Source organism: Sinorhizobium sp., from assembly GCF_059070375.1.
Genome location: NZ_JCACWC010000003.1, coordinates 1,564,714 through 1,586,819, shown reverse-complemented (window position 1 = coordinate 1,586,819; position 22,106 = coordinate 1,564,714). Strand labels below are relative to the sequence as shown.

General features: G+C 61.9%; 20 protein-coding genes and 1 pseudogene. 4 read left to right on the top strand and 17 right to left on the bottom strand.

Features of this window, described 5'->3' with window-relative positions; all coding sequences use genetic code 11:
• Window positions 1-27: 27 nt before the first annotated feature.
• The 14 genes and pseudogenes from bamA to AC5J09_RS19635 form a co-directional block, all read right to left on the bottom strand.
• Window positions 28-2,361, bottom strand: coding sequence for an outer membrane protein assembly factor BamA (gene bamA, locus AC5J09_RS19700; RefSeq protein WP_494298290.1), 2,334 nt, complete (start codon window positions 2,359-2,361; stop codon window positions 28-30).
• 247 nt (window positions 2,362-2,608) lie between these two features.
• On the bottom strand, window positions 2,609-3,733 hold the full coding sequence (rseP, locus tag AC5J09_RS19695; RefSeq protein WP_018097756.1) for an RIP metalloprotease RseP: 1,125 nt from the start codon (window positions 3,731-3,733) through the stop codon (window positions 2,609-2,611).
• Between the two features lie 129 nt (window positions 3,734-3,862).
• Entirely contained in the window at window positions 3,863-4,696 is an 834-nt protein-coding gene (locus AC5J09_RS19690) for a phosphatidate cytidylyltransferase (protein ID WP_494298289.1), read from the bottom strand.
• Window positions 4,696-5,440, bottom strand: a pseudogene (locus AC5J09_RS19685) (isoprenyl transferase). The gene AC5J09_RS19690 and the pseudogene AC5J09_RS19685 overlap by 1 nt, the downstream one beginning before the upstream one ends.
• 36 nt (window positions 5,441-5,476) lie before the next feature.
• Entirely contained in the window at window positions 5,477-6,037 is a 561-nt protein-coding gene (gene frr / locus AC5J09_RS19680) for a ribosome recycling factor (RefSeq protein ID WP_003534987.1), read from the bottom strand.
• A gap of 51 nt (window positions 6,038-6,088) precedes the next feature.
• The gene (gene pyrH, locus AC5J09_RS19675; protein WP_494298288.1) at window positions 6,089-6,811 is read right to left on the bottom strand and encodes a UMP kinase; all 723 of its coding nucleotides are present in this window, start codon (window positions 6,809-6,811) and stop codon (window positions 6,089-6,091) included.
• A gap of 183 nt (window positions 6,812-6,994) precedes the next feature.
• Window positions 6,995-7,918, bottom strand: coding sequence for a translation elongation factor Ts (tsf, locus tag AC5J09_RS19670; RefSeq protein ID WP_100673906.1), 924 nt, complete (start codon window positions 7,916-7,918; stop codon window positions 6,995-6,997).
• Between the two features lie 251 nt (window positions 7,919-8,169).
• Entirely contained in the window at window positions 8,170-8,937 is a 768-nt protein-coding gene (gene rpsB / locus AC5J09_RS19665; protein ID WP_003534993.1) for a 30S ribosomal protein S2, read from the bottom strand.
• Window positions 8,938-9,119: 182 nt separating this feature from the next.
• Window positions 9,120-10,676: a sulfatase family protein gene (locus AC5J09_RS19660; protein WP_494298287.1), complete on the bottom strand. Its 1,557-nt coding sequence runs from the start codon at window positions 10,674-10,676 to the stop codon at window positions 9,120-9,122.
• Window positions 10,677-10,729: 53 nt separating this feature from the next.
• Window positions 10,730-11,668 (bottom strand): aliphatic sulfonate ABC transporter substrate-binding protein, encoded by a 939-nt coding sequence (locus AC5J09_RS19655; RefSeq protein ID WP_164866969.1) that lies wholly within the window; start codon window positions 11,666-11,668, stop codon window positions 10,730-10,732.
• A gap of 44 nt (window positions 11,669-11,712) precedes the next feature.
• Window positions 11,713-12,540, bottom strand: coding sequence for an ABC transporter ATP-binding protein (locus AC5J09_RS19650; protein ID WP_494298286.1), 828 nt, complete (start codon window positions 12,538-12,540; stop codon window positions 11,713-11,715).
• Complete coding sequence (locus tag AC5J09_RS19645) at window positions 12,537-13,280, bottom strand: ABC transporter permease (RefSeq protein WP_275598118.1); 744 nt, start codon at window positions 13,278-13,280, stop codon at window positions 12,537-12,539. The genes AC5J09_RS19650 and AC5J09_RS19645 overlap by 4 nt, the downstream gene beginning before the upstream one ends.
• Before the next feature lie 56 nt (window positions 13,281-13,336).
• Window positions 13,337-14,452 (bottom strand): ROK family transcriptional regulator, encoded by a 1,116-nt coding sequence (locus AC5J09_RS19640; RefSeq protein ID WP_494298285.1) that lies wholly within the window; start codon window positions 14,450-14,452, stop codon window positions 13,337-13,339.
• Between the two features lie 103 nt (window positions 14,453-14,555).
• The gene (locus AC5J09_RS19635) at window positions 14,556-15,374 is read right to left on the bottom strand and encodes a cell envelope integrity EipB family protein (RefSeq protein WP_100673911.1); all 819 of its coding nucleotides are present in this window, start codon (window positions 15,372-15,374) and stop codon (window positions 14,556-14,558) included.
• A 140-nt stretch (window positions 15,375-15,514) separates the two neighbouring features.
• Between AC5J09_RS19635 and AC5J09_RS19630 the strand changes: the two genes are divergently transcribed.
• From AC5J09_RS19630 to AC5J09_RS19615, 4 genes are read left to right on the top strand one after another with little or no spacing between them, the layout of a single operon-like run.
• On the top strand, window positions 15,515-15,979 hold the full coding sequence (locus AC5J09_RS19630) for a RidA family protein (RefSeq protein ID WP_127710803.1): 465 nt from the start codon (window positions 15,515-15,517) through the stop codon (window positions 15,977-15,979).
• Window positions 15,980-15,992: 13 nt separating this feature from the next.
• Window positions 15,993-16,718: a glycerophosphodiester phosphodiesterase gene (locus AC5J09_RS19625; RefSeq protein ID WP_100673913.1), complete on the top strand. Its 726-nt coding sequence runs from the start codon at window positions 15,993-15,995 to the stop codon at window positions 16,716-16,718.
• A gap of 4 nt (window positions 16,719-16,722) precedes the next feature.
• Window positions 16,723-17,910 (top strand): GNAT family N-acetyltransferase, encoded by a 1,188-nt coding sequence (locus tag AC5J09_RS19620; protein WP_275598019.1) that lies wholly within the window; start codon window positions 16,723-16,725, stop codon window positions 17,908-17,910.
• Between the two features lie 35 nt (window positions 17,911-17,945).
• Entirely contained in the window at window positions 17,946-18,365 is a 420-nt protein-coding gene (locus AC5J09_RS19615) for an HIT family protein (protein ID WP_018097770.1), read from the top strand.
• 62 nt (window positions 18,366-18,427) lie between these two features.
• Here the strand turns inward: AC5J09_RS19615 and AC5J09_RS19610 are convergent, their stop codons facing one another.
• From AC5J09_RS19610 to clpA, 3 genes are all read right to left on the bottom strand, one after another.
• Window positions 18,428-18,763 carry an AzlD domain-containing protein gene (locus tag AC5J09_RS19610; RefSeq protein WP_080636661.1) on the bottom strand — a complete coding sequence of 112 codons (336 nt, stop codon included), beginning with the start codon at window positions 18,761-18,763 and terminating at the stop codon, window positions 18,428-18,430.
• 5 nt (window positions 18,764-18,768) lie between these two features.
• Entirely contained in the window at window positions 18,769-19,515 is a 747-nt protein-coding gene (locus tag AC5J09_RS19605) for an AzlC family ABC transporter permease (protein ID WP_494298284.1), read from the bottom strand.
• A 72-nt stretch (window positions 19,516-19,587) separates the two neighbouring features.
• Complete coding sequence (clpA, locus tag AC5J09_RS19600; protein ID WP_018097773.1) at window positions 19,588-22,101, bottom strand: ATP-dependent Clp protease ATP-binding subunit ClpA; 2,514 nt, start codon at window positions 22,099-22,101, stop codon at window positions 19,588-19,590.
• Window positions 22,102-22,106: the final 5 nt, after the last annotated feature.

Sequence of the window (22,106 nt, the reverse complement as noted above, 5' to 3'; positions counted from 1 at the left end):
TCTCTGGCAGTTCTGGACTGCTCTCTATCAGAACGACGAGTTGATACCGAACTTGAAGTTCTGGACCTCGTCGAAGTCTTCCTTCGCAACCGGCACGGCATAATCGACACGCAGCGGACCGAAAGGCGAAGCCCAGATAAGGCTGACGCCGACCGACGCACGCAGCGAAGCGTCGTTGCCGCGCACCGATTCACCGGCTCCGGTCAGCTCCAACTCATTGTTGTAGAGCGTGCCCGCGTCGACGAACAATGCACCGCGGAAGCCGCTGTCACGCGGAAGGCCCGGCAGCGGGAACGTCGCTTCCGCAGACGCCGTGAAATAGGTCGTGCCGCCAAGGGCATCGCCGTTGTTTGCCCGCGGACCGATACCGTTGCGCTCGAAGCCGCGGATATCGTTGCTGGTCAGCTGGAACTGGTCGAAGACTTCAAGCGAACCGGACGTCTTGAACAGCTGGCCGGCGCTGCCGGAGATCGAGCCGATGATGTCGGCCTCGTCGTGCAGCGTATAGTACCATTTGGCCTTACCCGTCAGCTTGTAGAAGTCCGACGTACCGCCAAGACCTGCAAACTCCTGGGTGACCGAAGCGAGAATGCCCTCGTGCGGCAGTTGCGCATCGTCGAGCGTGTTGTAGGTGATCGACTGGGACACGGAGGAACGCGTCCAGGGGCCGTCCTCGATTGCGCGAACATAGGGAGAGGAAAGCTCGTCCTCGTCGCCGAAATATTCGAGCTCCGTGTAGTTGTAGCGCAGCGTCGTCGACAGGTTTTCCGTGATCGGCGCAGTCACGCGCAGGCTGAATCCCTGATCGTTGTAGCTGTAGTTGTCGTCATCGAAGTCGTTTTCGTTCTTGAAGAGGTCGAAGCCCGCCGCGAGACGGTAGCCGAGGAAATAGGGCTCGGTGAACGAAACATTGTAGGTCTGGCTGTCTTCGCCCTTACCGGCGGCAAGACGAATATACTGGCCGCGGCCCAGGAAGTTCTTTTCTTCGATCGAAGCTTCGACGAGGAAGCCGCCGCCGTCGCCGGCGGAATAGCCGGCGCCGATGCCGAACGAGCCGGTCGACTGATCCTGCACGTCGACGACGATGACCACACGGTCAGCCGCACTGCCCGGCTGCGTCGAGATGTTGACCGACGAGAAATAGCCGAGCGCTTCCAGGCGGCGCTTAGCGCGCGCAACCATTTCCTGGTTGAAGGCATCGCCCTCGCCGACGTCGAACTCGCGACGAATTACGTAGTCACGCGTCCGGGTGTTGCCGCGAATCTCGATGCGCTCGACATAGGCCCGTTCACCCTGGTCCACGAGATAGTCGACGGCGATGGTGTGATTGGCGAGATCGCGATTGCCGCGCGGCGTGACGCGCGCAAAGGGATAACCCTCCGACGCGACGCGCTTCGAAATCTCGCTCATCGTGTTCTGAATGTCCTTGGCCTTGTAGACCGTGCCTTCGCGGCTCTGAACGAGCCCCCTCAGTTCCTCGGCGTCGATGCCTTCGACGGTCAATTCGATGTTGACCGAACCGAAGTCGTATCGAGGACCTTCCTCGACCGTGATCGTTACCGTGTATTCGTTGGTCGCCTCATTGAGCGCCGCTTCGGACGAGACCACCTGAAAATCGGCATAGCCGCGGTTGTAGTAGAACTGCCGCAGCAATTCCTCGTCGGCCCGCAGCTTATCCGGATTGTAGACGTCCTTGCGCGTGAGGAACGAGAAGATGCCCGATTCCTTGGTCGCAATCACCGACTGCAGACGGCCGTCGCTGTAGGCCTCGTTGCCTACGAAGTTGATCTGCGTGATCTTCGTGCGTTCGCCTTCATTGATGACGAAGGCCAGGTTGACACGTCCTTCGGCAATCGGAACGACCTGAGTCGTCACGGTCACGTCGCTGCGGCCGATGGCGGCATAGGCGTCCTTGATGGCCTGAATGTCGGTTTCGACGGTCGCCTCGCTATAGGGACCGAGCGGCTGAGTGCGAACGACACCCTGAAGCTTGTCATCCTTGATCTTGCGGTTGCCGTTGAAGACCACCTGATTGACGAGCTGATTCTCGCTGACGGAAACGACAAGCGATCCGCCGGAAACCGTGATGCTGACATCGGAGAAATAGCCGGTGGCATAGAGCCGCTTCACGGATGCGTCGATATCCGCATTGCTGAAGCTCTTGCCGGGAACGATTGTGATGTTGGCGCGAACGGTTTCCGCGCTGACGCGCGTTGCCCCCCGCACGTCAACCCGATTGATGACCGCGGCTTGCGCGACTGAGGTACCAGCAACAAGTCCTACCCCGGTACCCGTGGCGACCATGCTTGCTGACAGAGCAAACGCCGACACCGCGTTCAAAAACCTTGAACCAGCTTTCATGTCAAAATCTTACCTTTTCCCAACGTCCCGCGGCAGTTTCGTGCCGACTCCGGTCACGGTTGCCGTTTTAACCGCTTTTCCCATACAAGCAAGTCAGCTCGTTAATTTCTGTTTACTTCAATTCCAACCGTGGCTTAACAGCCACTACGGCCTCTTATTATCGTAAACAAACCGTTATCGAGCAGCCGGCTAAACTCACTCGCTCTCCGAATCCTTAACGATGTCCGCTCCCGCCCAAGGCTCCGCTCTATCCGAAGAGCCAGTTGATATCGTTCCAGGCCGCAAAAACCGTCAGCATGAGCACCATGGCAAAGCCGATACGGAATGCGAGATCCTGTGCGGCGGGACCGACCGGCCTGCCGCGCAGCGCTTCGACCGCATAGAACATCAGATGGCCGCCATCAAGCACCGGCACGGGCATCAGGTTGAGCAATCCAATGGAAACCGAAAGGACGGCCGCGAAATTCAGCACCTCGGCAATACCGAGCTTCGCCATCTGACCGGACATCTGGGCGATGCGGATCGGTCCGCCGACCTGATCGGCGCTCATCCGGCCGACAAAGAGATTCGAAAGATAGTCGAGCGTGCCCGTTACGATCCGCCAACTCTGCAGTGCCCCTTGCCCCACCGCTTCGAGCGGTCCGTAGGTCTCGACCCGAAAATTGCCGGCCTCCTGGTTCGTTCCGATCCCGATCTTGCCCTCCTCCATCTTGTTGCCGAGCGGGTCGACGGATTCGGTGCGCTGGGGCACCATCGGCAGGTCGATCGCAGCGCCATCGCGCTCGATCCGAACGGTGATCGGCAGCTCGGGACGGACGCTGACATAGCGGCGCACGTCGTCGAAGGTCGCGATCGGCTTTCCGTCGATCGAAAGCAGCCGGTCCCCCGGCAGAACACCCGCCTTTTCCGCGGCGCTGTCCGGCGCCACGAAAGCGACGACGGGATCGGCGACCGCACGGCCGTAAATGGAAAAAAGAACGGCGAAGATCGCAATCGCCAGTAGAAAATTCGCGATGGGACCGGCCGCGACCGTCGCCGCGCGCTTCCATAGCTTTGCACCCAGGAATGTGCGGCCCCGTTCTTCCGGCGCGATCGTCTCCAGCCGCCGGTAGTCGGGCGTGCTCGCCGCATCCTCGTCGCCGAAAAACTTCACGTAGCCGCCAAGCGGAATCGCGCAGAATTTCCAGCGGGTGCCGTGGCGATCGGTCCAGCCGAAGAGCTCGGGTCCGAAGCCGACGGAAAAGGCCAGGATGCGGATGCCCGACCAGCGCCCAACCAGGTAATGTCCCATCTCGTGAACGAAGACCAGCAACGTCAGGAGAAACAGGAAGGTGGGGATCGTGTACTGGAGATTGTCAAGCAGCAGGCTCATAGTCATTCCTAACGCGTCCGTTGCCACGTCCGCCAGTTCAAATTGCAAGGTCGGGGCCGTGACGCCATGGTCGGACCGCCGCAGGATAGTCCCGCTTCGAGCCCGATATAAGGACTACACCGGCAGTCTTCAAAGACCCAGCAGAATCGCGCCGAAAGAGACTTCCCGGCCGCCCGCCAGCAAGAACTGCCCAAGCACCAGAGCCAGTGCGGCAATGCAGGCGAATATCAGCCCGTCCACCCGGTCCATGACGCCGCCGTGACCCGGGATCAGCCTGCTTGAATCCTTGACGCCGAACCGGCGCTTGACGAAGGACTCGAACAGATCGCCTGTCTGGCTTGCGACGGACAGGATCAGCGCGATGACGGGAATGCGCAGGTCCTCGAGGGCAAAGTGAGCCATGAAAACGGCGACACCCGCAAGAACGCCGAAAATCGCCCCGCCGATCGCGCCCGACCAGGTCTTGCCCGGCGAGATTGCGGGCGCCAGCTTTGGCCCGCCGATCGCCCGCCCCGTGAAGTAGGCGAAAATATCGGTTGCCCATACGACGGCGAACACGAACAGCATCGCCATCAGACCGAGATAGTCCGCTCCGCGGATCGCCGCGAGCGAAATGCTCGTCAGACCCGCATAGACGATCCCGCCCGGCAGCCACCAGCTGGTTCCCTTTATCGCCACCCAAAGCGCTGCCGCGAGCACACAGAGGGCAAGCCCCGGGAGGCTGACATGCATATAACCGAGGAGGACGAGACAGGCGATCACCGCCTGCGCCAGCCAGCCGAGGGCATTGCCCTGAAAGTCCCGTTCGGGGAGCTTCGTGATGGTGGACCACTCGTAATAGACGAGCAGGCCGATCGCGACGGAGAGAAGCTGGAAGGCAAAGCCGCCGATCCAGGTTGCAGCAAGAACCACCGCAGCAAGAACCACCCCGGAGGCGATACGAAGTTTGAGTTCGGCCTGCATCAGGAGCCGACCGCCAAAGTCGGTTGGGTCAGTCCGCCGAATCGGCGCTCGCGGCAGGCATATTGTTCGATCGCCGCAAAGAATGTCTCGCGCGTGAAATCCGGCCAGAGGTCCGGAATGAACAGCAATTCGGAGTAGGCCCCCTGCCAAAGGAGAAAATTGGAGAGACGCTCCTCGCCGCTCGTCCGGATGATGGAGATCGGGATCTGGAATGCCCGCCGTATCGATCGTCGAGGATATCCGTTCCGCGGTAATCTCTTCCGGCCGCAGACGACCGGCGGCCACGTCCCCCGCCAGGCGGCGCATGGCCCTCGCCAGCTCGTCTCTGGCGCCGTAATTGAACGCGATGACCACCGTGATGCCGGTGTTCGCGACCGTCGTCTCCTCCGCTTCGATGAGCAGAGGCAGGATATCGCCGCTCAGATTCGATCGGTCCCCGATGACCCGGATGCGGACGTTCTCACGGTGGAGATCGGCGAGATCCCGTCGGATGAAAGCCTTGAGCAGGCCCATGAGGTCGCTGACCTCGTTTTCCGGCCTGTTCCAGTTCTCCGACGAGAATGCGAACAGGGTCAGGTAACGGATACCGATCTCCGCAGCCGTCCTTACCGCCCCGCGGACCGCCTCTACGCCCTTGCGGTGGCCCATGGTACGGGGCAGTCCACGCGCATTCGCCCAACGACCGTTGCCGTCCATGATGATGGCGACGTGAGCCGGTACGTTTGCGGGATTGAATTCTTGCATGGGTTGTCCGGACAAAGAGACTCACCTATCCGCAGGTCAGACCTGCATGATTTCCTTTTCCTTCTCCGCGAGCAAGCGGTCGATTTCGGAAATTACGTCATCGGTCATTTTTTGGACCCGCTCGGACTGAGCACGGCTCTCGTCCTGGCCGATCTCGCCGTCCTTTTCGGCTTTTTTCAGGTCGTCCATACCGTCACGGCGAACGTGGCGGACGGCGACCTTGCTTTTTTCGGCGTAGTCGTGGGCGACCTTGACCAGCGATTTGCGACGCTCCTCGTTCAGTTCCGGGAGCGGAATGCGCAGGTTCTGCCCGTCGACGATCGGGTTGAGCCCCAGATTGGACTCCCGGATCGCCCGCTCCACGGCACCGACCATGGACTTGTCCCACACCGAAACCGAGAGCATCCGCGACTCCGGAACCGTGATGTTTGCCACCTGGTTCAGCGGCATGCGAGAACCGTAGGCTTCGACGGTCACCGGATCGAGTACGTTCGCCGAAGCGCGGCCGGTCCGCAGCGACGCGATGTCGTGCTTGAAAGCAGCGATCGCCCCGTCCATCCGACGCTTGAGTTCCTTCAGATCCACACCTTCACTCATGGTTCAAGACTCCCGTTCTTATCAGCGGCCCTTGCGGGCCCCAGCAGCTTGTCAATTATCGGTCACGATGGTGGCACGGCCGCCACCCGTCAATATCTCCGTGAAGCCGCCCTTCTCGTGGATGGAGAAGACGACGATCGGAATGGCATTCTCCCGCGCAAGCGCCACGGCGGCAACATCCATGACTGCGAGGCCTTTTTCGAGAACCTCGCTATGGGTCAGGCGGTCGAAGCGGGTGGCCGCGGGGTCCTTCTTCGGATCCGCGGAATAGATGCCGTCGACCTGTGTTCCCTTGAAGATCGCCTCGGCGCCCATCTCCGCCGCACGAAGCGCCGCAGCCGAATCCGTCGTGAAGAACGGATTGCCCGTGCCGCCGGCGAATATCACGACACGCCCGAGCGAAAGATGATAAAGCGTCGCGCGCTGCGAGAAGCTCTCGCAGATTTCCGGCATGGCGATGGCCGACAGGACGACGGTGTCGATATCGAGTTTGCGCAGCGACGTCGCCAGCGCAAGCGCGTTGATGACCGTCGCCAGCATTCCCATGTGGTCGCCGGTTACACGGTCGCCGCCCTTGGACGCGACAGCGACACCGCGGAAGATGTTGCCGCCGCCGACGACGACGCCGACTTCGACACCCATCGCTCTCGCTTCCGCGATATCGGAGGCAATCCGGTCGGCTACGGCAACATCGATGCCGAACCCCTGGCTTCCCATAAGCGCTTCACCGGAGGCTTTGAGAAGAACGCGCTTGTAGATTGGCTTGGCCGACATCGTCACTCCTGAAATAGATCGGCGCGCGTGTGCAGGCATCTGGCGCACACCGGCGTAAAGGCAAATTCCGCTGCGTGGTATCAACCGCTCCGGCGGGTCCTACGCATCGACTGGAGCCGGATACACGAAGGGCACCGCGTTGTCACGCGATGCCCCCACGTTTTCCCATTCGAGGTGAAGAAATCAACCCTTCGCGGCGGCTGCCACCTCTGCCGCGAAATCGCTCTCTTCCTTTTCGACGCCTTCGCCGAGCAGGAGACGGGCGATGCCGGCAACTTCGATCGGCGCGCCGACGGACTTTTCCGCTTCCTTGATCGCGGCTTCCACCGTCAGATCAGGGTTCATGACGAAGGCCTGCGACAGAAGGGCGACTTCCTCGAAGAACTTGCGCATGCGGCCATCGACCATCTTCTCGATGATGTTGTCCGGCTTGCCGGAAGCGCGCGACTGCTCGATGAAGACGTTGCGCTCGCGCTCGGCGACCGCCGGGTCGATTTCGCTCGAACGGACCGCGAGCGGGTTGGTCGCGGCGACGTGCATGGCAACCTGCCGGCCGATCGCGTTCAGAGCTTCCTTGTCGCCGGTCGACTTCAACGCGACGAGCACGCCGAGCTTGCCGATGCCTTCGCCTGCGGCATTGTGCACATAGGTCGCGACGACGCCGTCCTCGACCTCGAGCAGTGCCGAGCGGCGCAGCGTCATGTTCTCGCCGATCGTGGCGATGGCGTCCTTGATCGTATCTTCAACGGACTTGCCCGTCGCCGGATAGGTCGCCTTGGAGACGGCTGCAACGCTGCCGTCCGTGCCGAGGGCGACATTGGCGACACCGCGAACCAGCTCCTGAAAGGCGTCGTTGCGGGCAACGAAGTCGGTCTCGGAGTTGATTTCGACGACGACGGCCTTGGTGCCGGAGCTGGCAATGCCGATGAGGCCTTCGGCAGCAGTGCGGCCGGACTTCTTGTCGGCCTTGGCGATGCCCTTGGCCCGCAGCCAGTCGATGGCGGCTTCCATGTCGCCATTGGTCTCGGCAAGCGCCTTCTTGCAGTCCATCATACCTGCGCCGGTCTTTTCGCGCAGCTCCTTCACCATTGCGGCGGTAACAGTCATCTTTGTGCCTCTTGTCTGTTTGCTGGCGCGCCGACCGGGATTGGCGCAGTGCCAGAAGGTTTGGCAGGAAATGGCCTTTCTGTGTGACATCGTGATGAAGCCACTTTAGCGATGTTCGCGGGCTCACCGCGCGCGATCGGCCGGGCCATTTCCGGCTGATAAAGAACAAGGCCGTTCAGATTCTACATCACAAACGGCCTCGTCCCGATATTTCATGCGTACGGCAGCGCTTGGTCTGCCGGTCGGGCCGATCAGGCTTCGGACGCTTCCTCGAGAGCCGGCTCGACCGGAACCTCTTCGGATGCGCCGAGATCGCGGCCAGAGGCGCCCTGCTGACGGGCGATACCGTCAATGGCGGCGCGGGCGATGAGATCGCAGTAAAGGGCGATAGCGCGCGATGCGTCGTCGTTGCCCGGGATCGCGTAGTCGATCTGGTCCGGATCGCAATTGGAGTCGATGACGGCAACGACCGGAATGCCAAGACGCTTGGCTTCGTCGATGGCGATCGATTCCTTGTTGGTGTCGATGATGAACATCAGATCCGGGGTACCGCCCATATCGCGGATACCGCCGAGTGCGCGGTTGAGCTTCTCGCGCTCGCGCTCGAGGTTCAGGCGCTCCTTCTTCGTGAAGCCGGAAGCTTCCGAGGCCAGGATTTCATCGAGCTTGCGCAGGCGCTGGATCGAGTTGGAGATCGTCTTCCAGTTCGTCATCATGCCGCCGAGCCAGCGGGCATTGACGTAGTACTGGGCGGAACGCTTCGCTGCGTCCGCGATGATCTCGGAAGCCTGGCGCTTGGTGCCGACGAAAAGCACGCGGCCGCCGCTGGCGACGGTGTCGCTGACGACCTGCAGGGCGCGCGACAGCATCGGTACGGTCTGGGCGAGATCGATGATGTGAACGTTGTTACGGTCGCCGAAGATGTACGGCTTCATCTTCGGGTTCCAGCGGTGCGTCTGGTGACCGAAGTGGACGCCCGCCTCGAGAAGCTGGCGCATAGTGAAATCAGGCAATGCCATGCCTTTGTCTCCTTTTCCGGTTGAACCTCCGCAAGGCGTCGAGCGCACCGCAATGCGCCCACCGGCGGAACGATCCGGATTTCTCCCGGAAAATCCCATGCCTTACGTGTGGAATGGCCAGCCCCTTAGCGGTAACCGGCCCGGAAATCAAGCCTTGGGGACGCTTTTTGTATCGCGCCGGCTCAGGCCGCCTTCGTTCGGCACCGAGCCAGCACCTCGGCGGTGACATGTTCCGGAATGTCGCCGATTTCCGCCATGCGCGCATCGAGCTTGGCCAGCATTTCCTCGAAAACAGCGGAGTAGGCCGGCTCGTTCGCCCGGTTGCGCAGCTCGAACGGGTCCTCCTCGCAATCGAACAGTTCCCATTCCGCAGGCTCGTCGCCGGAAAAGGCACCAGGGTGGCCGAGCGGATCGTTATACCAGTAGATGAGCTTGTAGCGGGCGTCGCGCACGCCGTAATGCGCGAAGGCATTGTGGAACTCGTCCTTGTGCATCCAGTACCGGTGATAGGCGAGACCCTTATCGTCCTCGTCCGCCGTCTGCTCGATAATCGGGCGCATGCTCCTGCCCTGCATGTAATTGGGGATCGGCAGGCCCGCATAATCGAGAAAGGTCGGCGCGAAATCGACATTGGTCGCGATGTGGCCGGCTTGCGTGCCGGGCCGGATGCCCTCCGGATAGCGGATCAGGAAAGGCATCCGGAGCGATTCTTCGTACATGAAGCGCTTGTCGAACCAGCCGTGCTCGCCAAGGAAGAACCCCTGGTCGGACGTATAGATGACGATGGTGTCGTCGCGCAGGCCTTCCGCGTCGAGATAATCGAGCAGACGGCCGACATTGTCGTCCACGGCGGCAATGGTCTGCAGGTAGCGCATCATGTAGCGCTGGTACTTGAAGAGGGCGAGTTTCCGCGGATCGGTAAAGAGATAATTCTCTCCGGTGGCTCCGTCGATCAACCGCAGTTCCTGACCTTCCTCGATGTCCGGGACCTTGCGCTGGGTCCAGCCCGGCAGAAGCAGTTCGCCGATCTCGTCGCCGCCTTCGGGCTGGACGAGGCCGAGGTCCCTGTATGTCATGTCGGAGCGAATGCGCATTTTCGCCGCTGCCGCCGCTGCTGCGCGGTTGGAATAATCGTCGGAGAAAGTTTCCGGCACCGGCAGTTTCCCGTCGGCATAGAGGTGCCTGTCGCGCGGGTGCGGCTCGAAGCTGCGATGCGGCGCCTTGTGGTGGCACATCAGGAAGAACGGCCGCTCCGGATCACGCTTGCCGAGGAAATCGATGCATTTGTCTGTGATGATGTCGGTGGCGTAGCCTCTCTCCGTTCGCAGTCCGTTGCGGTCGATCATCACCGGATCGAAATATTCGCCCTGCCCGGGCAGTACCGACCATTCGTCAAATCCCGTCGGCTCGTGCGCCTGGCCCTCGCCCAGGTGCCACTTGCCGAAGATCGCTGTCTGATAGCCGCCCGCGCGCAGATGTTTGGCCACATTGGGGAGCCGGTTGTCGATATGGGTATCGAGCGTGGTGACCATGTTCACATGGTTGTAGGTGCCGGTCAAAATGGCGGCACGGCTGGGCGTGCAAATCGAATTGGTGACGTAGCACCGATCGAATCGCATGCCTTCGTCGGCGATGCGGTCGATATTGGGCGTGCTGTTCAGGCCCGCGCCGTAGGCGGAAATCGCCCGCGCCGCATGGTCGTCCGACATGATGAACAGAATATTGGGCTGCTTTGTCATTCTAATCTCGATGGAGAGTGCCGGCGCGACGGAGCGCGCCGGCGGGTTGGCGTTCAGTCGCCTGCGTAGAGGTCGGCGAGATAGTAGTCCTTCGGGTCGAGCGGGTTCTGCATCTTGCCGAAAGCGACGAACTGGTCGTTGAGACCCTTCAGCCAGTTGGCCACCGTCCCATCCCTGCTGGCTGCAACGAGCTCGGCGGTGGTCAGGAACTTGCCGTTGCGGCTTTCGACTTCAAGTGGTTCGGCCGGCACTCCGAGGAACTTGGCGGTGATCGCGACCGAGCGCGGCACGTCGGCAACGCGATAGTCGTTGGCCTCCTTCATCGTGGCGATGAATTTCCTGACCACGTCCACGTCGCCGGCTATCACCTCATTGCGGGCGACGAAAGCCGAAGGGAATGAGTTCTCGGGATAGAAATCGTCGCTCTTGGCGACTTCGACCAGATCCGGGACGGTCTTCTTGATGATGCCCACCAGCGGATACCAGATGCCGGCGCCGTCGATCTGCTTCGATGCAAAAGCCGAAACGACCGTCGAAGGGTCCATCTTCACCACTTCTATGTCGGAAATCGTCATGCCAGCCTTGGCAAGGCCGAGACGCAACAGCATGTCGCCCGATGTGCCTTCCGGAACGCCGACCTTCTTGCCCTTGAGGTCCGCGACGGAGTTGATGCCCTTCTGCGCGATGACGCGGTCGGACAGTCCGAGCACATTGATCGCGACGAGTTTGGCCTTGCCAGTGGCCGGGAGCCAAAGGGCGCCCGGACCGACATACCCGAAATCGAGACTGCCCGCGCCCAACGCCTGGATCTGGATCGGGCCGTTGGTGAAGATCTTCAGGTCGGGTTCCAGGCCGTGTTTTGCCCACAGGTTCTGGTCGGTGGCGATCGCCGTCAGGCTCGTGCCGAAATAGTCGGCGATGTAACCGATCCGCACGGGCTTTGCCTCTGCGTAAGCGGCTCGCGTGGTGGCGCCCACTATGGGGGCCGCCAGCGCACCGGCAGCGGCAACGCGGATGAAACTGCGTCGGGTAAAAGTCACGGCATTCCTCCTCCTTGTGATGAACTCGAACTGACCTGGGGTTTCTGATGGTAGACGGCGTGCCAAACCCGATTGCGGACTTGCGCGAATTCAGGCGATAGCCGGATCTCTTCGTTGCGCGGATAGGGCAGGTCCACGGGGATGATCTCGTGCAGGCGGCCCGGCCGCGCGGCCATCACGATGACGCGATTGGCGAGATAGACCGCCTCATCGACATCATGGGTGATGAAGATCACCGTCCGTCGCTCGCTGCTCCAGGTGTCGAGCAGCTGGTCCTGCATGTTGACGCGGGTCAATGCGTCGAGCGCGCCGAAAGGCTCGTCCATGAGGAGGATCGTCGGATTGACCGCATAGGCGCGGGCGATTGCGCAGCGCTGCTTCATGCCGCCGGACAAGGTCTTGGGCAAGGCATCGGCGAAATCCTTCAGCCCGACGAGATCGATGAAGTGATCGGCGATGCGCCTGCGCTCGGCCGCCGGCATGTTTTTGATGCGCAGGCCGAATTCGACGTTCTGGCGAACCGTCAGCCACGGAAACAGCGCATATTGCTGGAAGATCACGCCGCGTTCGGGCCCCGGCCCGTCGACCGGCTTACCGTCGACCAGAACACGTCCGTCCGACACCTCCGTCAGGCCGGCCGCGATATTCATGGCCGTCGACTTGCCGCAGCCGGACGGCCCGACCACCGTGACGAATTCACCCTCGCCGATATCCAGGCTCAGCCGGTCGAGCGCGAGGACCGAGCTCTCGCCTTCGCCGAAACGGCGGGTGACGTTCTGAAATGAAATCTTCGGGTCGGAGGCCGGGTCCGGAACAGCTGTCATTGCGCGCGCTCCTGCCAGCGGGTCAGACGGCGTTCCGCCGCCTGGACGATGCGATCCATGAGCAGGCCGAGAATGCCTATCGTCACGAGACTGACGAAGATGGTGGGAAGGTCGTAATAGAGTTGCGCCTGCTGCATTCGGAAGCCGAGGCCCGATTGCGCTGCGATGAGCTCGGCCGCGACGACCGTTGCCCAGGCCGAGCCGAGCCCGATCCGCACGCCGACCAGAATGAACGGAATGGAGGCAGGGACGATCACGCGGTAGAACAGCACGCCGTCGTTGGCCCCAAGCACGCGTGCAGCGCTGATCAACGTACGGTCGACGCCGATGACACCCTGATAGGCGGCGACGACGCAGGAAAGGAACGAGGCGAGGAAAATGACGAAGACCTTCGGCGCTTCGTCGATGCCCATGGTCACGATCGCGAGCGGTATGACCGCCAGGGGCGGAATCATGCGGAAAAACTGGATGTAGGGCTCGATCAGTGCGCGGGCGACGCGGTACCAGCCCATCAGGAAACCGACGGGAATGGCTGCCGCCACGCCGAGCAGGAAGCCGGCCAGCACGCGGCGAAGACTGGAGACGACGTCCAGCGGCAACTGGCCGTTCGCGATCAGCTCCACTGCGCGCCGGAAAACCTCGGCCGGTCCCGGCAGGATCACCAGTCCCGCCGCCGTGATACCCCACCATACCGTGACGGCGAAGGCCAAGGCGATCAGGTTCAGGACGATGGGCGCCAGCTCCGCCGGCGAAAACCCGTTCCCTGTCGTTTCCTCGTCTTTGGACGTCAGAGTGCTCAATACCGGGCTCCCGAATAGAAAAAGTGGTCGAGCGCGACCGCCGCCCCGCCGATTGCCCCCAGTTGCGAGCCAAAACCGGTTCGTTCGAACCGGAGGATGTCGCGCATATGAGGCATGACCCGTGGCGGCAGATGTTTTCGCAGATGCGCGAACAGGCTCTCCGGCGCGTCAGCGAGGTGACCGCCGAAGACGATCAGATCGGGCGTAAGCAGACTGATTGCGATGGCGAGCGAGTCGGTCAGCCGAGCGAGTGTCGGACCCCAGACGTCCGTGTTCTCCACCTGCATCAGGAGATCGGCCGGAGCAGAGCCTTCCAGCCCCAATGCACGCATCAGGACGCGTTCGTTCACATAGCTTTCGAGACAGCCATGATTGCCGCAACTGCACCGTGGCCCGTCCTGTGAGATCTGGATGTGACCGAGCTCGACTGCACCATGGCCGCCCGGCCGAAACGGTACGCCGTCGACCACCAGCCCTGCCCCGAGACCGGAGCGCAGATAGACGTAAAGCAATGCCGGGACCCCGCGGCCGAGACCGAAGCGCGCCTCCGCGACCGCCATTGCCGTAACGTTATGCTCCAGCACCACCGTCAGGCCCGTGCGTCGCTCCAGCATGCCTGCCAGCGGCAGGTTGCGCCAGCCGGTATTGATCGAAGCCAGGATGGTGCGCTGGCCGGCATCGACGGGTCCCGGCACTCCTACTCCGACGCCGAGCAGATGGTCTGTGCGCGCGAGAAGCTTCAGATTTTCTATTTCGTCGGCGATCCGCGCGGTCACGGCCTCCGGCGAGGTGTCCGGCAGCGCGAATTCGAACGAAGCGGCCGCTTTCGGCGAACCCAGGAGATCCGTGACCGTCAGTTGAACGAGCCCGGCACCGATATGCACGCCGGCAACGTGATGAGCGTTCGGCAGGAGCCGGATCGCCAGTCCCGGCCGCCCCACCCCGCTGCTTGCCGCCGGCTCCACCTCGGCGACGGAGCCGTCGGCGAGGAGCTGCGCCGTCACATGGGTAAGGGTCGTCGCGGACAGCCCGGTGCGGCGCGCAAGGATGGCGCGCGATTGGGGCCCTTCGTCGCGAAGGATGCGCAGGACCTGGCCGTGATGCACACCCACTGTTCGCTCCCTTGGCCATTTATTTTCTCAACTTTAGAAAATAAATGGCCGCTGTCAATAGGAGCAGGTTGCGGTCACTTTCGAAAAGCGCTTCTGCGGTTGCCTATTTGCACTCTTCGCTATTGAAGACCTCGAGCTTTGCGAGTTTTCCGCTCAGGACGAAGTCTCCATAGTCCATGGTGAGATCCCGCGTCACGCCGTTCTCGTAGAGCTTGAACGCCATGCGGTAGACGGGCAGCGCGTCGCCGTTGGCTTCGTCGTTGAAATAGGTGATCGTCACCGGCCAGTAGTTCTCGCCCGCAAGCTTTCCGGCCTTGCCGACATCCGCATCGTCAGGAGCGGGCTTACGCGGCTTGCCCACGAAGGTCGAGGTAATCAGCGTCTTGTCGCCCGAATCGGAACCATCGAAAATACGCGCCTCGAAAAAGGTCTCTCCTTTTTTCGCACGTTCGATCACTTCGAGCATGTGTTCTGTCGGAAACCGGCTGGCCGCAAGCGCCACCTGGCGCTTGTCGGGGGCGGTCAGCTCGACCTTGACGCCGGACTTATCGTCATGCGCGCTTCCGCGCACCTCCTTGTCCAGCTTCTCATCGGTAAAGGAGCGGGTGAGGAAACGGAAATTGCCGTTCCTCATGTCCTCATAGGTGGTGGTCTGCTGATCGGTTAGGCGAACCTCGTCACCCGTATCGACCTGGGTGACGAAGCGGAAGCTGACGGTATAGCCTTCGCAGGAGGAGCCGTTGAACTCATAGACCATGCGGCCATACATGCCGGAGATGCCGGACCGCTCGGAGGCGTCCTTCAATTCCAGATCGTAGACGGCGCGGTGGGGAACGAGAGCAGTCGCCTGTGCCGCGCCCGCCGTCATGACCACGACACAGACGCTTCCCACAGTGACGAGACCGAAGCCTTTACGAAACATCCGTTTCCTCCTGTTGGACTCGCCGCCAATGCGATAAACAAGCATTCGGCAGAAACAAGGCAGATCGGTTCTGGTCCACGCCTGTCAAGATCTGCTTTGCATGCCGGATTTTAGCACAAAAGACAACAACGGAGCCTTCCATGTCCGCAGAGATCGAAACCCGCCTCACCGAACTCGGCATCGTCCTTCCGCAGGCAGTTGCGCCCGTCGCGAACTACGTGCCTTACGTCGTCTCGGGGTCGATGCTCTACATTTCCGGGCAGTTGCCGATGGAAAACGGCAAGGTCGCCGTAACCGGCCATGTCGGCAAGGATGTCGATGTCGCCGGCGCGCAAAGAGCCGCCGAACTCTGCGCGATCAACATCCTGGCCCAGGCCAAAGCGGCTCTCGGCGATCTCGGCCGTATCCGCCGACTCGTCAAGATCAACGGCTTCGTCGCTTCCACGCCGGACTTCGTCGAACAGCACCTGGTGATCAACGGCGCCTCGAACCTGCTTGCCAATGCGCTCGGCGAAGCGGGCAAACACGCTCGTGCCGCTGTCGGCATGGCTTCCCTTCCCTTCAACGCGGCTGTCGAGATCGACGCCGTGATCGAAATCGCATGATCAGGGACTTCCAATGAAGGATCTTTCCTGGCTCAAGGCCCAGCCGATCGCCCATCGCGGCTTCCACGACATGAATCGGGAGGTTTGGGAAAACACGCTCTCCGCTTTCTCTCGCGCGGTCGAAGCCGGCTTCGCGATCGAGTGCGACCTTCAATTCGCGGCTGACAGCGTTCCCGTCGTTTTCCACGACCACGACCTTCAACGGCTCTGCGGGATTGCGGGCGACGTGCGCGCGAAGACGTCCGCCGAGCTGGGGCTTCTGTCCGTCGGCGGTACGGGCGACAAGGTGCCGACCCTGAAGCAGATGCTGCGCCTCGTTGCCGGCCGTGTCCCACTGATCATCGAGCTCAAGGGGCGACTGGGCGACGACGAAGGCTTTTGCGCGGCCGTGCTCGAGACGCTGGAAGGCTATGAGGGCCATGTGGCGCTGATGAGCTTCGACCATTGGCTGCTCAGGGACCTGAAGGAACTCGATGCGCCCTACCCCCTCGGCCTGACTGCCGAGGGTGTCAATCCGGAAACCTTCTTCGTGCACGAGGAGGCGATGCATCTCGGACTGGATTTCATCTCCTACCATTACGGCCATCTTCCCAACGCCTTCACGGAAAAGGAGCGCGCGCTCGGCCGAACGCTCATCACCTGGACGGTACGCGACAGACAGGCTCAGGAGCACACATTCGCCAATGCCGACCAGATGACCTTCGAGGGTTTCGATCCCCGGGAGAGCATGATTTCGTAGGCGCATGACAGACGCGATCACCATCCGCATAGAACCTTCGTTCACGTCGATATCGCCGGCGAGCTGGGGCGGGCTTGCCGGCGCTTCCAAAGGGCATGCCGGCACGGCCTACAATCCCTTCGTCTCGCATGCCTATCTCTCGGCACTGGAGGAATCGGGCTCGGCGACGGCGGAGACTGGCTGGCTCGGACAGCATCTCCTGATGGAGGACGCGGACGGTTTCCTGCGGGGGGCTCTCGCCTGCTACGTCAAGAGCCACAGCCAGGGGGAATATGTTTTCGACCATGGCTGGGCGGATGCCTTCGAGCGGGCCGGCGGCCGCTATTATCCGAAACTGCAATGTTCCGTGCCGTTCACGCCGGCGACGGGGCCAAGGCTGCTGGTGGCCGGGGGAAGCGATCCACGAACCGTGCGCGACGCACTCGCTGCCGGCCTCAAGGAACTCACGCGCCGCCACCGCCTCTCCTCGGCCCATGTGACCTTCGTCCCGACGGACGAAATGCCGATCCTGGAGCAGGCGGGCTTCCTGCATCGGATGGATCAGCAGTTCCACTTCATGAATGAAGGCTATGGATCGCATGACGACTTTCTCGCTACGCTCACCTCGCGAAAGCGCAAGGCACTCAAGAAAGAACGCCGATCGGCGGTGGAAAACGGCATAACCATCGACTGGCTGACCGGCAGCGACCTGACGGAAGCTATCTGGGACCAGTTCTTTGCCTTCTACATGGATACCGGCGGACGCAAATGGGGGCGTCCCTATCTGACCCGCGCCTTCTACTCGCTGATCGGAGAGCGCATGGCCGACGACATCTTGCTGGTCATGGCCAAGCGCGGCGGGCGCTATATCGCCGGAGCGATCAATTTCATCGGCGGCGATGCGCTATATGGCCGACACTGGGGCTGCATCGAGGACCACCCCTTCCTGCATTTCGAAGTCTGTTACCATCAGGCGATCGACTACGCGATCGCGAAGGGATTGAAGCGCGTCGAAGCCGGCGCGCAAGGCGAGCACAAGCTTGCACGGGGCTATATGCCGGTGACGACTCATTCCGCACATTTCATCAGCCATCCGGGGCTTGCGCGCGCCGTAGCCGATTATCTGGAACGGGAGCGCCGGGATGTGGAAGAAACCGGCGAGTTTCTTGCGGAACACGGCCCTTTCCGCAAAGGTGGACGCCAGGACGACTGAGACGCCGCGAATGCCTGCCAGGAAGAGGAAACGACATGAGCGCATACGACACCAACAATATCTTCGCCAAGATATTGCGCGGCGAGATCCCCTCGCATCGCGTCTATGAGGATGAGGCCACCGTCGCCTTCATGGACGTGATGCCTCAGGCCGAAGGCCATGTCCTGGTGTTGCCTAAGGCGCCGTCCCGCAACATTCTCGATGCGGATCCAGCCACCCTCGCCAGCCTGATCGCGACCGTTCAGAAGATTGCCCTGGCCGCGAAGGCCGCTTTCGCGGCGGACGGCGTCACCATCATGCAGTTCAACGAGGCGCCGGCCGGTCAATCCGTTTTCCATCTGCACTTCCACGTGATCCCCCGGCGGGAGGGCATTCCGCTGAAGCCGCATTCCGGCAAGATGGAAGACGGAGAGGTCCTGGCCGCAAACGCGGAGAAGATCCGCCGAGCGCTTTAGGCTACCAGGTAACCTTTGATTCAACTGCTTACGGAATTTTTCTGTTATTCCGCTTTAACTCATCAGAAGCCCAGCCACCAGAGGCCTGCGGCCAGGGCAGCGATCGCCGTTCCGATCCCGGCGACGGGTTTCTGGCGGGCGAGGAAAAACGCGATCGCGCCGAGGACGACGGAGCCGAGCCGAAGCCACAGAGGCGACTGGGCCAAGACGCCGGTCGGGTAAAGTACGAGTTTTGCAATGACGGCCGCCACCAGCGCCGTCGCCACCGCCCTCACCCAGTTCAGCGCCTCCGAATCGTCGCGCAGCCGATTTCCGGCGAGCACTCCGAGCCATCGCCAGATGTCGGTCGCAAGCCAGCCGGCGATCGCAATGAATGCGTAGGCCCACCATCCGTCCATCCAGCTCACGCGCTCGTTTCCTTTCGCGTGCGCCAGAAGCGCTCGCCAAGCCAGGCGAACGTTCCTCCGCCGAGGCCGGCGAGCAGAATGTCGAACTCCGGGGCGATCCAGTAGCAGACCGGCCCTGCGGCGAGACCGATCGCGAGCGCGGCATAGACAACCGGATGACGGGCGGAATTCCAGATCGAGGCGAGGAAATAGACCGGCGTCAGAAAGAAGAGACATCCGGCGACGATCGGCGGGAAATCGGCGACAAGGCGATAAACGATCCCGACCAGCGCCATGTTCGTCGCGACCAGCGTGATGCCGAAGCCGGCGAAGAAGGTCGCGCGGTGCCGGCGCGGAACCGCATGCACGCGCTCCATCGCGAAGACCCAGGCGGTGATGGCGATGAAATGCGAAAGCAAGAGAAGCAGCCATGTCGGCGTCTTCGGCGTACGGAGTTCGGGAACGAGTGCGGCGACCATCGGCATCAACCGAACCGACGAAAGCGTGACTGCCAGGAACGCCGTCGCAAGACTGGCGCCGCTGAGGATCGAACTTACGAGAATGACCTTTGCCGGCAGGGCCCAGACGATGCCGGTCATGAACACGACTTGCGCCGGTGGGATCCCGGCCTGAACCGTCAGCGAGCAGAAGCCCACGAAGGAAAGCATGAGGATTATGGCCGGAAGGCTGAATATCCCACGCGCACCCGCCAGAAACCAGCCCAGAGGCGATCGCTCCTCTTCGATACGGTTAGTGGAATCCACCCGCTATGCTCCACGCTCACAAGAAAGTGCCGGGTAACTCACCCGGCACTGTCACGTCCAGTCGCGATCGCGTTATTTCTTGCGCGGCACCTTAGGAACCGTCCGCCCCCTGAGGGGAGCCGCGCCGGAACCGCCGCTCTTGTTCGAGGACTTGGCGGCCGTCTTCTTCGACTTGGCTTTCGCGCCCTCTTCGGATGCGGCTACGCTTTCCTTTTCGGCAGCCTTCTTGGGTTTCGCGCCCTTGCCGGCGGGACGCGAGACCTCGGCCTTGGGCTTGATCGGAGCCGTTTCCGGCACGGCTTCGAGCATGAGCCCCTTCGTGCCGTCTTCCTTTGCACCGATCGTCACCTTGACGACACCGCCCTTCTTGAGCTTGCCGAAGAGGATCTCGTCCGCGAGCGGCTTCTTGATGTTTTCCTGGATGACGCGTGCCAGCGGCCGTGCACCCATCTTCTCGTCATAGCCCCTCTCCGCGAGCCAGGCGATCGCATCAGGCGCAAGGTCGAAGGTGACATTGCGCTCCGCGAGCTGCGTTTCGAGCTGCATGACGAACTTCTGCACGACCTTGTGGATGACCGGGGTCGGCAGCGAGTTGAACGGAATGACGGAGTCCAGACGGTTGCGGAACTCCGGCGTGAAGAGGCGATTCAGCGCCTCCACGTCCTCACCCGTCCGCTTGGAGGAACCGAAGCCGATCGCCGCCCGAGCCATGTCGGACGCGCCGGCATTGGTCGTCATGATCAGGATGACGTTCCGGAAATCGATCTTCTTGCCGTTATGGTCGGTCAGCGAACCGTGGTCCATGACCTGCAGGAGGATGTTGAAGAGATCCGGATGCGCCTTTTCGATTTCGTCGAGCAGCAGCACGCAATGCGGATGCTGGTCGACGCCGTCGGTCAGGAGTCCGCCCTGATCGAAGCCGACATAGCCGGGAGGCGCGCCGATCAGTCGCGAGACCGTGTGGCGTTCCATATATTCCGACATGTCGAAGCGCAGCAGCTCGACGCCGAGCGAGGTGGCGAGTTGCTTCGCCACTTCCGTCTTGCCGACGCCGGTCGGGCCGGAGAAGACGTAGCAGCCGATCGGCTTGTTGGGCTCGCGAAGGCCTGCGCGCGCCAGCTTGATCGACGAGGCGAGCGCCTCGATCGCCAGATCCTGGCCATAAACGACGGAACGCAGTTCCTGCTCGAGATTGGCGAGCACCGCCTCGTCGTCCTTGGACACGGTCTTGGGCGGGATGCGTGCCATCGTTGCGACGGTCGCTTCGATCTCCCTTTCGGTGATCAGCTTGCGGCGTTTGCTGACGGGCAAAAGCATCTGCGCGGCACCGGACTCGTCGATGACGTCGATCGCCTTGTCCGGCAGCTTCCGGTCGTTGATGTAGCGTGCCGAAAGCTCCACCGCCGCCTTGATGGCATCGTTGGTGTATTTCAGCTGGTGGTAGTCCTCGAAATACGGCTTGAGGCCCTTCATGATCTCGATCGTGTCCGCGATCGTCGGCTCGTTGACGTCGATCTTCTGGAAGCGGCGAACGAGAGCCCGGTCCTTCTCGAAGAACTGGCGATACTCCTTATAGGTGGTCGAGCCGATGCAGCGGATCGCGCCGGAAGAAAGCGCGGGCTTCAAGAGGTTCGACGCGTCCATGGCGCCGCCCGACGTGGCGCCGGCACCGATGACCGTGTGGATCTCGTCGATGAACAGTACCGCACCGGGGTAATCTTCGAGTTCCTTGACCACCTGCTTCAGGCGCTCCTCGAAGTCGCCGCGATAGCGCGTGCCGGCCAGCAGGGTTCCCATGTCGAGCGCGAAGATCGTGGCGTCCTGCAACGCCTCGGGCACCTTCTTCTCGACGATGCGCTTGGCAAGGCCCTCGGCGATCGCCGTCTTGCCCACGCCAGGATCGCCCACGTAAAGCGGGTTGTTCTTGGACCTGCGGCAAAGCACCTGAATGGTCCGGTTGACTTCGGCGTGACGCCCGATCAACGGATCGATCTTGCCGGACTTGGCCTTTTCGTTGAGGTTCACGCAATAGGCCGTGAGCGCATCCTGCTGCTTCTTCGGGCCCGCCTCCTCGCTCTCGCGCGAAGCCTTCTGTTCGGAGTCCTGGTCTTCCGCCCCGCGCACCGGCCGCGCCTCGGAGCTTCCCGGCCGCTTGCCTATACCGTGCGAAATGAAATTGACTGCGTCATACCGCGTCATCTCCTGCTCCTGCAGGAAATAGGCAGCATGGCTCTCGCGCTCGGCGAAGATCGCCACGAGCACGTTGGCGCCCGTCACCTCTTCGCGGCCCGAGGACTGCACATGGATGACGGCTCGCTGGATCACGCGCTGAAAGCCCGCCGTCGGCTTGGAGTCTTCGTCGTAGCCGGTGACGAGGTTCGACAATTCGTTGTCGACGTAATCGGTCACGGTCTTGCGAAGCGTGTCGAGATTGACATTGCACGCGCCCATCACAGCCGCCGCATCGGCATCATCGATCAATGCCAGCAGCAGGTGCTCGAGCGTCGCATATTCGTGATGGCGCTCGTTGGCAAAAGTCAGTGCCTGATGCAGCGCCTTTTCGAGGCTGGGCGAAAATGTTGGCACGTTAG